This window comes from Brenneria sp. L3-3C-1 (assembly GCF_016456245.1).
Lineage (GTDB): Bacteria > Pseudomonadota > Gammaproteobacteria > Enterobacterales > Enterobacteriaceae > Brenneria.
This window is the reverse complement of the sequence record NZ_JAEMHF010000023.1, coordinates 1-8058: the sequence shown is the minus strand read 5'-3', so window position 1 is coordinate 8058 and position 8058 is coordinate 1. Positions and strand designations below refer to the sequence as shown.

At 55.7% G+C, this 8058-nt stretch carries 11 protein-coding genes and 1 pseudogene; 10 read left to right on the top strand and 2 right to left on the bottom strand.

The features are described from left to right. Window positions 1–157: 157 nt before the first annotated feature. Genes JG725_RS20460 through JG725_RS20450 form a run of 4 tightly spaced genes read left to right on the top strand, consistent with a single transcriptional unit; the run spans window position 158 to window position 1548 of the window. Window positions 158–859: a replication initiation protein gene (locus JG725_RS20460; protein WP_061371533.1), complete on the top strand. Its 702-nt coding sequence runs from the start codon at window positions 158–160 to the stop codon at window positions 857–859. Then, complete coding sequence (locus JG725_RS20825; RefSeq protein WP_255556175.1) at window positions 856–981, top strand: hypothetical protein; 126 nt, start codon at window positions 856–858, stop codon at window positions 979–981. The genes JG725_RS20460 and JG725_RS20825 overlap by 4 nt, the downstream gene beginning before the upstream one ends. A gap of 14 nt (window positions 982–995) precedes the next feature. After that, on the top strand, window positions 996–1259 hold the full coding sequence (locus tag JG725_RS20455; protein ID WP_042096185.1) for a hypothetical protein: 264 nt from the start codon (window positions 996–998) through the stop codon (window positions 1257–1259). After that, window positions 1249–1548, top strand: coding sequence for a type II toxin-antitoxin system RelE/ParE family toxin (locus tag JG725_RS20450; protein WP_042096184.1), 300 nt, complete (start codon window positions 1249–1251; stop codon window positions 1546–1548). The genes JG725_RS20455 and JG725_RS20450 overlap by 11 nt, the downstream gene beginning before the upstream one ends. A 7-nt stretch (window positions 1549–1555) precedes the next feature. Here the strand turns inward: JG725_RS20450 and JG725_RS20445 are convergent, their stop codons facing one another. Continuing rightward, complete coding sequence (locus JG725_RS20445) at window positions 1556–1717, bottom strand: hypothetical protein (RefSeq protein ID WP_153937067.1); 162 nt, start codon at window positions 1715–1717, stop codon at window positions 1556–1558. 48 nt (window positions 1718–1765) lie between these two features. Between JG725_RS20445 and JG725_RS20440 the strand changes: the two genes are divergently transcribed. After that, window positions 1766–2155: a hypothetical protein gene (locus tag JG725_RS20440; protein WP_199379684.1), complete on the top strand. Its 390-nt coding sequence runs from the start codon at window positions 1766–1768 to the stop codon at window positions 2153–2155. Between the two features lie 11 nt (window positions 2156–2166). Then, window positions 2167–4272: a TraM recognition domain-containing protein gene (locus tag JG725_RS20435; RefSeq protein ID WP_199379682.1), complete on the top strand. Its 2106-nt coding sequence runs from the start codon at window positions 2167–2169 to the stop codon at window positions 4270–4272. Window positions 4273–4299: 27 nt separating this feature from the next. Here JG725_RS20435 and JG725_RS20430 read toward each other — a convergent pair whose 3' ends face one another. Then, window positions 4300–5739, bottom strand: a complete 1440-nt coding sequence (locus tag JG725_RS20430; RefSeq protein WP_199379680.1) for a MobA/MobL family protein — start codon at window positions 5737–5739, stop codon at window positions 4300–4302. A 173-nt stretch (window positions 5740–5912) separates the two neighbouring features. On the opposite strand from JG725_RS20430, the gene traD reads away from it, so the two are divergent. From traD to JG725_RS20415, 4 genes and pseudogenes are all read left to right on the top strand, one after another. After that, a complete protein-coding gene (gene traD, locus JG725_RS20425; RefSeq protein ID WP_052862006.1) occupies window positions 5913–6371 on the top strand; it encodes a conjugal transfer protein TraD in 459 nt (152 codons plus the stop codon). Window positions 6372–7071: 700 nt separating this feature from the next. Then, window positions 7072–7773, top strand: coding sequence for a replication initiation protein (locus tag JG725_RS20420; protein ID WP_061371533.1), 702 nt, complete (start codon window positions 7072–7074; stop codon window positions 7771–7773). Next, window positions 7770–7895, top strand: a complete 126-nt coding sequence (locus JG725_RS20820; protein WP_255556175.1) for a hypothetical protein — start codon at window positions 7770–7772, stop codon at window positions 7893–7895. Before JG725_RS20420 ends, JG725_RS20820 begins: the two co-directional genes overlap by 4 nt. 14 nt (window positions 7896–7909) lie before the next feature. After that, window positions 7910–8058 (top strand): annotated as a pseudogene (locus tag JG725_RS20415) (plasmid stabilization protein); the annotation flags it as partial.

Sequence of the window (8058 nt, the reverse complement as noted above, 5' to 3'; positions counted from 1 at the left end):
GAGGAAATCGGGGGTTATAGGTGAGGAAATCGGGGGTTATAGGTGAGGAAATCGGGGGTTATATCCACAAAAAAAGGTGAGTAAAAAAAAATATTGATCACCTTTTGATTGGGTGATAAAACAAAATAAACACTCACCATAAGAACATAAATTACTCATGTCTGATTTGATAGCCTACAAATCCAACGCCCTTATCGAGGCAAGTTACAAGCTCACCTTGCAGGAACAGCGCTTCCTGTTGGTCTGTATCAGCCGCCTGAAATCCGGGGAAGATGCCCCTTCGCCGGATGAACAAAAAACCATGACCATCACGGCCGCAGAGTTTCATGATGCTTTTCCTGATATGGGACGGCAGCACGCTGAAGCCAAGCTCAAGGAAGCGATAGATCGCCTCTGGGACAGGTCAGTCATCATCAAAAACGAGGAGAAGCGCGAGGAGTTCCGCTGGGTGCAGTACCGGGCGCAGTATCTCAAAGGTGAGGCGAAAGTAGAGATCACCTTCTCCGATGCCATCATGCCCTATCTGACACAGCTCAAGGGGCAGTTTACGCGGGTAGTGGTGAAGAACGTCTCCAGCCTCTCCAGCACCTACAGCATCCGCATTTACGAGCTGCTCCAGCAGTTCCGCAGCACCGGTGACAGAACTATTTCACTCGATGACTTCCGATCCATACTGGAACTGGAAGATAAATATTCTGATTTTAAGATATTGAACAGAGACTTAATAAAACCGGCCATCGCTGAGCTGAACGAAAAAAGCGATCTGGCCGTCACCGTCGAGACGGTGAAAAAGGGGCGAACCGTTGTCGCGTTGCGGTTCCGGTTCAAAGAGGACAAGCAGATCAAGATGGCCGTATGAATAACGAAACCAAAAAGCTGACGCTGGATGAACTTCTGGCACAATGCAATCCCGATGCCGGCATGAGCGATGAAGATCGCCAGTGGGTAAATCAGCCCCCTGCCGGCGATGAAATCGCGTGAATGGAGATATGACCATGAACAGCACTACCCACTACGAAAACGCCAATTTTCTGCGCGAACTGGCCGAGAGCTTGCCCCGTATTCTGCCAGATGGCGGCGCGGATAAGGCCGCTCTGCTCCAGCGACTCGCTAACGAAGAACTGGCACAGGCTGAATACGACGAACGGGTTCGCGCAAAGGTTGCCGCTGCCCGCGCTGACAAGCGGCCGGGCATGAGTACCGCGCAGCTGCGCCAGCAGTTACAGGGACGCTATCAGGAACTGAGCAATGACCTATGAAATCGACTGGCGGCCGGGGGCGGTTGAAGATATGGCCGCCCTGTTTGAGTATCTGGCCGAAAATGCCTCGCTATGGGACGCCAGAAACGTGACAGACCGCCTGATAGCCGCCACTGAACGACTGGAAGATTATCCCCGTTTGTACGAGACCGACGAGCGATACGGCGAGGGCGTCCGGCGTATCAGCCTGCTCGGCCAGCATGTGCTGTATGAGGTGAACGACGAGTTACGGCGGGTAAACATTCTGGCCGTGGTCGGTCAGCGTCAGAACCCCTTATCGGTACGCTGAAAACGCCTTACGGACGTTCATCCCCCCGCATTTTATCCAGTAACGCCTTGACGGCGTTCACCTCTTCATCGGTCAGCCACAGCACCCGCTGAGTGCGGCCGGCTTCTCTCTGTCTGGCCTTAAACGCCGCCTGACGCCTGGCATTTGCTGATTGCTTTTTCTCTGTCATTCGTTACTATCCGATGCGTTACTAGTAACACTTAAGGAGTGGTTTCTGATGAAAAAACTGTCTGTTTATTCACGTCTTAGCCGGAAAGCCGGCGCGAAAATATACCCTAACAGTAACCCCGATATTCACCTGCATAAAGCAGATCGCATTATCCCCGTGCGCCAGGAGTATGCCGGCGCGGCCGCCGCGACGGCTGGCCGCATTGCTGTGGAAGTTGAGCGCCAGACGCTGCGCAGCATGACCTATAAGCGCCTGTATCCGTGGGTGCTGGCGCTGTCCGTTCTCTGCCTGCTCCCGCCGTTTGCCTCGATGGGGGTCGATATGTTCCATGCAAAACAGGCGCAGGCGGAAATGCAGCGCCAGCAGAAACAACAGCTGGAAGAGATGAATCGCCGGCAGCAGGAAAGAATTAATCGCCTGCGCAGCGGCATTTACTGAGGGATCAGAACATGAAAAAACTGTCACTTAACTGGTCTGGCAATGTGGGTCAGTCCATCGAAAAAGCCCGCACACTGGCCGCCGAATACTCCCGCCGTGATGTACCCGACAACGCGCCGGCCGATCTGCGCGACTCGGCCAGTCAGGGACTGGAAACGAGCAAGGGGTTTGCGTTGTCCGGCCGTCTGCTGCAAAGCGAACTGGTCTACGGTTCAGATGTGCCGCTGGCGCAGTTCGGCACTGTGCTGATCCCGCTGGTACTGGCGTTCACAACCCTGCTTCTGTACTGGCTCCCGGCATGGCTGGCATTCATTCCGGCCGTCTTATGGGCGCTGTTTGCCATCATGACCGGTGGTTTTACGCTGGGCTGGTTTGCCGGCGTTCTGGCGCTGCTCCTGCTCTGGGGATCTGATATTTCGCTGTTTTCGATGGGCGGGACAGCGCAGATGCTCCAGTTTGGCACCGGTATGACGCTGACGCTGATTTCGCTGGCCGCTCTGCCGCTCTGTCACCTTCTGCGCCGCGCCGAGCGCTTTACCATCATCAACGATGACGCTAAAGCCGGTGCAATCATTCTGTCCGCCTCACGTCAGGCAAAAGCCCGCGAAAAGCAGACAGAACGAGCCGCACGCGACACCTCGCCGCTGATCTGGCTGGGTGAGGCGCAGGGCGTGACATGGGAGAAGGGGGATATTATGGCGCCCGATCCGGCGTCACGCGTTGCCCTGTCGGCCGCTGACCTGTCCACGGGATTGCTTGTTCTCGGTGGCACCGGCACCGGCAAAACGTCCGGCGTGTTCAGGCCGGTTATCCGTCAGTGGTGTGAGCACAATTGCGGTGGCCTGCTTCTGATGGACGGAAAGGGGCAGTTACCGGCCGAACTGGCCGAAAGCAACAGGGGAATAACGCTGCTGACCCCGGATAACCCGGAAACGCCTGTCCCGCTGATCGATGGCCTGAATGCCGAAGAAGTGGCCGCCGTGCTGGTTTCTGTCTCCGGCAAGGGGAATGATAAAGGCTCTGACTGGACATTTGCGGCAGAAAAACAGTTCCGTTTTTCTGCCCTGCTCGTTGAGCTGGCCGTCAGCGTTCAGGCCGCACCGTGGACGCTGGCCACTATTGCCCGCTGCGTGTCAGATACGGCATTCAGGGACACGCTGATTGAGGCTGTAAGCGCCCGTACAGAAACACTGTCACCTGAACTGACCACGGCCGCACTGGATTTCTGGCTCAAGGAATATCCGGAACTGGCAAAAGCCGAAGGGTATACCAGTTCTGTGCAGGGGATTGTGACCGCGTGGCTTTCTCCGCTGGTCGGTCACAGGAAAATGCACGGCTGGATTAATGCCGCCGGAGGGGTAAACCCTTCTGATGTCCTGCGCGGGGCGCGGTACGGCATAGGGATTGATTCATCGGTATATGGCGAACTCTGCACCGCAGCGGTTAACGGGTTCATCAAAAAACGGCTGTACAACGAGGCAACGCGGCGCGGTGATAACTGGAAAGCGGACAGCACAAATACAGCGGCCATGATTGTGATGGATGAAGCTGATGTGCTGCTCGATGAAACCGATGCCGGCATTCTGCCGCGTGGGCGCTCACTGGGGCTGAATTTCGTGGTTGGCTTGCAGGCAGTGGAACAGGCGGAAGCCGCTTTCGGCGGGACGCAGAACGCGCCAAAAGCCCTGGCGATGCTGGCACAGCTGCGCTCCGTTGTCGCGCTGTCATCAACCCATCACACCGCGCAGTATGTCTCCGATCGTGTGGGGTTCGGGCTGCCACTGGAGCCGGTATCGCTCTCCACCGTGCCGGACATGCGCTATACCGTACTGCAACGGGCGGCGGCCTCGCCGTTTAACGACGAGGAAAACGAGTTCCGCAGCTCGATAACGCTCGATATTCCGCATGTGATTAGTCATACGGTTGGCAAAATGATGGATCACAAAAATGCTGCCGGCGAACGTCTCCAGCTGGCAAAAGAGCCTAAGCCGTGGATCTCACCGCAGGAATGCAACATGCTGACGGCGACGGAGGGCGTGGCCGTTGTGGTTCTCAACCGCGCCGGCGCTCCCCGCCGCGATGCGATAGAGCTGGTTCCCGAATACCGCGCCGGCTGAGAAAAAAGGCACCGTAAGGTGCCTTTTTTACATGCTCATTCCGCGCCCGTGCTGCCGTTCCGGTGTGTGCTCCTGCTCTTTTTCCTGCTCACGTTGCCGCTGTTGCTGGGCGATCAACTGCTGATATTCAGCCTGTTTTGCCTGCTGCTGCTCCCGCTCCTGCCGCTCAAGTTCCCGCTGGCGTTCGGCGGCAGCCTCTTTCACGGCCGTATGATGATGCTCGAACCATTTTTCATTGGCCTGCTGACGGACATCAGTTTCGGTTTCTTCCCGCGCAGTGACGGCCTGCCGGTGCTGCATTTCTGCCTGTTGATCCTTCTGCACGGCGGCCTGTGCCTGCTGCTCTGATTTTTCCCGTTGCTGTTGCAGTCCGGTATAACGCTCGTCCTTTTTGATGCCCTTGTCATGGAGCCAGCGGCGCATCCGGTTTTCTTCTTCCCATCGTTGCTGCTCCTGCCGCTGCTGCTCGGCTTCCTGCCGGGTTTTGTCCCGTTCCTGCCGCGCATTCTCCAGCGCCTTACCGGTTTTTTCTTCCTGCTCCCGTGCGGCCAGTACGGCCGGATCGCTGTCAACGCGCTGCCCGACGAGTTTTTCTCGCAAATCCAGAGCGATGCTGTCCGGTGAGGTGTTTTTCAGCCGGTGCTCCGGCACCGCGGCCACAACGCCGCGATAGTGCTCTACCGCGCTGTTGTGCTCATAAAGCACCTTGCCGGCGTCTTTCTGTGCCTGTTCCTGCTCGGCTTTTGCAGCGCGGAAATCCAGTATTTCTGCACGCTTCCGCTCGTCGCGCCATTCACTCGGTAGCTGCTTTTTTTCAGGAATGGCGTCCTTGCCCTGCGCTGTATAGCTGCGCATGTCGATACGTTCGCGCTGGCCGGCTCGCTCAAGATGTTCGTTAGCTTTGGCCTCCCAACGGCCGCGCAGGGCGACAAGTTCCTCGCGCCGCTGCTCCAGCGTGCGCGGCTGGCCGCCATGCTCACCGTACCCCTTCCTCGCCCCGCCTGCTTCCGGGTTCCGGCTGTTATAGCGTTTGAAATACTGCTCTGGATCGCGCTCAATCCCGTCCCGCTGCCGTTCGGAGAACATCAGGTGTACGTGTGGCTGCTCACCTCCGTCAGCGGCGGTGGGAACGTGGATAGCCCACTGATAAGCGTGTTTGTCGCCCAGCTCCTGCTCCGTCCAGTCCCTGACAAGCGCCTCACGCTGTTCGCTGTCCAGCTCACGAGGCAGGGCGATTTCCATCTCACGGTATGAGGTGCCGTTCTTGCGCTCATAAGCATCGGCGGCCAGCCAGAACTGTTGCGGATTGTCCTTCGCCCACTCCGGCATATTGCCGTGGTCGGTGGCCTCCAGACGCTCTCCCCGTTCCAGACGATTTGCATACTTGCCCTCACGGGAAATGTAGGCCGAGTGGTCTGCGCCACGGCCTTTCATTCCCGCTTTCATGCTGAGTCGTGCAATCGCCATTTCTTTACCCTGTAAATTTGGGGTGTGGGGCTTGCCCCACCGCGCAGTTTCTCACCGAAGGGGAGAAACTACTAAGCGCGCCTTCCGAAAATCGAAGATTTCCGAGAAGGATACACCTTCCGCCGCAACTGTGGTAGTTTTATACAGGCACGAAACGAAAAGCGGGGGGAAAAATGCACGAAAATGAATGGCTGGAGAAACGGCTCGCATATATTCGCGGACTGAACGCACCGAACGAACAGCAGCGCCTTTTGCTGATGCTGGCGCAGTTGTCCCAGCCAACACCGAATGACCGCCGCAAGCTGGGAGTGCTCATTCGTGCTGAAAAAGCCGCAGAGAGGGCGCTAAAGGCTCGCGCTGATGCCGCTAAAGTGCTGAATGCCGAACGTCGCGCCGTCCGTAAAGCGCGTGACCACGAACTCTACAAGGCGGCTGGTCTGATGGGCGTGGCCGGCGTGGTTGACCGTGAAACCGGGCGGCTCAATGTGGATGCCGGCCTGCTTGTCGGATTGCTCATGGAGCTGGCTGCCGGTACACTGCCGGAAAACCTGCACCAGGAAGCACTTAAATCTCGCGGTGATGCTGCTATCGCTGCCCGTGAGAAAAAAAATAAAACGAATCAGGCTGGCTGATGAACCTCACACTTGTTTGCCAATAGCCCTGAGAAGCCGCAGAAATCATCCTGCGGCTTTTTTTTGCCCTCTGGTAGGGAAACGTACAGGGAAAAGAAAAAATCGCTCACAGCGCCTTACAGAGCGTTTTAGAACTATTAGCCGATCCGTTGCTGGCTTCGGGCTGTGACGACTGCCGCCCCTCCATCCTGAAAAGACCGGGTTTCCCCTTCTCTGCCAGTGAAGCGACACCAGATCCTGACGGTCGAAGACGTACAGCCTTTCAGCGATTTGCCCGCCCGGACGGGCGGGTGCTACCTCCTGCCATAGCGCGTTATTCACAGGGATTTACGGCCATTCAGCGTCCTGCAGAACAGGCATATTCATAACCTACTGTTTATTTTGATGTTTTTTTTCGTGGCTTCGTTTTATCCACAGAGCCGCCGTTAAGTTTTTAAGATCTTTTTTTTTAGATCTTCTTTTTTAAAACCTTTTTCGGTCTCGTAAGCCAATGATTTTAATAATGTTCTGGCAAGTTAGGTGAGGAAATCGGGGGTTATAGGTGAGGAAATCGGGGGTTATAGGTGAGGAAATCGGGGGTTATAGGTGAGGAAATCGGGGGTTATATCCACAAAAAAAGGTGAGTAAAAAAAAATATTGATCACCTTTTGATTGGGTGATAAAACAAAATAAACACTCACCATAAGAACATAAATTACTCATGTCTGATTTGATAGCCTACAAATCCAACGCCCTTATCGAGGCAAGTTACAAGCTCACCTTGCAGGAACAGCGCTTCCTGTTGGTCTGTATCAGCCGCCTGAAATCCGGGGAAGATGCCCCTTCGCCGGATGAACAAAAAACCATGACCATCACGGCCGCAGAGTTTCATGATGCTTTTCCTGATATGGGACGGCAGCACGCTGAAGCCAAGCTCAAGGAAGCGATAGATCGCCTCTGGGACAGGTCAGTCATCATCAAAAACGAGGAGAAGCGCGAGGAGTTCCGCTGGGTGCAGTACCGGGCGCAGTATCTCAAAGGTGAGGCGAAAGTAGAGATCACCTTCTCCGATGCCATCATGCCCTATCTGACACAGCTCAAGGGGCAGTTTACGCGGGTAGTGGTGAAGAACGTCTCCAGCCTCTCCAGCACCTACAGCATCCGCATTTACGAGCTGCTCCAGCAGTTCCGCAGCACCGGTGACAGAACTATTTCACTCGATGACTTCCGATCCATACTGGAACTGGAAGATAAATATTCTGATTTTAAGATATTGAACAGAGACTTAATAAAACCGGCCATCGCTGAGCTGAACGAAAAAAGCGATCTGGCCGTCACCGTCGAGACGGTGAAAAAGGGGCGAACCGTTGTCGCGTTGCGGTTCCGGTTCAAAGAGGACAAGCAGATCAAGATGGCCGTATGAATAACGAAACCAAAAAGCTGACGCTGGATGAACTTCTGGCACAATGCAATCCCGATGCCGGCATGAGCGATGAAGATCGCCAGTGGGTAAATCAGCCCCCTGCCGGCGATGAAATCGCGTGAATGGAGATATGACCATGAACAGCACTACCCACTACGAAAACGCCAATTTTCTGCGCGAACTGGCCGAGAGCTTGCCCCGTATTCTGCCAGATGGCGGCGCGGATAAGGCCGCTCTGCTCCAGCGACTCGCTAACGAAGAACTGGCACAGGCTGAATACGACGA